The 1,270-nt window shown below is 40.6% G+C and carries 2 protein-coding genes; both read left to right on the top strand.

Features of this window, described 5'->3' with window-relative positions; translation table 11 throughout:
- The first annotated feature begins 114 nt into the window (after positions 1 to 114).
- Positions 115 to 549, top strand: a complete 435-nt coding sequence (locus H595_RS0119705) for a hypothetical protein (protein WP_027672670.1) — start codon at positions 115 to 117, stop codon at positions 547 to 549.
- A 104-nt stretch (positions 550 to 653) separates the two neighbouring features.
- Entirely contained in the window at positions 654 to 1,175 is a 522-nt protein-coding gene (locus H595_RS0119700) for a hypothetical protein (RefSeq protein WP_027672669.1), read from the top strand.
- Positions 1,176 to 1,270 lie beyond the last annotated feature (95 nt).

Here is a 1,270-nt window from a genome sequence, read left to right as displayed (position 1 = left end):
ACGAGTGAATATATAACTGAAGAGCCGGATGCGGTAATTCCGCACGTCCGGATCTGTGTGGGGGCGGCTCAGTAATGGGTCGTTCTACCACGATGGCGAAAAAGGATCAGTTAAATGGAAGATTTTTATGCTCAGATTCTTGGGGGCGCCATAGCTTCAATAGTTGGTGGTTTAGTTGGTTTTTGGTCTGCGGTTCACATTCAAAAGATAAATAGAAATGATCAAATTAATGATGCAAGACGGCTGCGTTTATTAGATGGTATGTCCAAGCTGCACGAAATATATAGCAAGCTATATCCTAATGATTTCTGCGAACGTAGCTTGAGCGATAGTGACCATAGAAACGCCGACTTTGTAATGACATTATTAATCATTGAGCACAATGATTTATGGAAGGGACTTGGGTATCAATTCAGCCTGGTGTTATCAGAGGCCATGCAAGAAATTGATGATTCGGAAAAGAGAGATATAATTTTTCGAAAATTTGACAGTGCACTAGTTGATTTATTAAACGAAATACAAAAACGACTCAAACTACAGAAAAAGTGAACTATTGTGCCTAACAATCGCCACCAAAAACGCGCCCGTTGGGCGCTCGACTCGCAACAAGTTGCTCGCGTTTGTGGCGGGCGTTAGCATTATCGAGAATTGAGATGAAATATTCGAGTTTAGTTTTCCTATTAGGTTTTGTTAGTTCCAATTCCTTTGCATGTTCATTCGCTGGTTTAGATCTTTTTCAACCTAGCCTAGAGAGATGGGAACAACATGCAGGTCCAGCTCAAAGCGATCCAAATTCAGACGGAGAGTATTGGGAAAGTGTTCCAAAGCCAATTGTTACCGTTTCTAAAATATCCCGAGCGAGTTACAAGGCTGGTAGCTCTTGCAATGATGCTGGTTTAATTGAACTTGAGGTAGAGCTTCCTTCGACATCAACATATAAAATAACTGAATTTGGTGTTTATTTCAGAGTATTAAGTGGCAAAGAGCCTGATCTAATTTTCCCTGATATACCTGTCACAGGCAGAATTGTGGGCAATAAAATGGTTTTACTTTTCCCTTGGATGGATATGGTGCCCTCAAAACAATACCCTCTGGATTTAACATTGGATGCAGCTTTAATCACAAACGGCTTAAATATCGGTAAATCTGTAACATTCAAAGTTCAGCAAAAATAATGCTAATAAACAAGGATAGGTCGCGCGCAGCCGCGACTTAATCCTGTTGTTGGACAAGCCCGGTGTTTGAGTTTTCTGCTTATATAGTAGATATA

It is taken from the genome of Rheinheimera baltica DSM 14885, assembly GCF_000425345.1.
Classification (GTDB): domain Bacteria; phylum Pseudomonadota; class Gammaproteobacteria; order Enterobacterales; family Alteromonadaceae; genus Alishewanella; species Alishewanella baltica.
The sequence above is the reverse complement of the archived record's forward strand: the minus strand, read 5'-3'. Positions and strand labels throughout refer to the sequence as shown.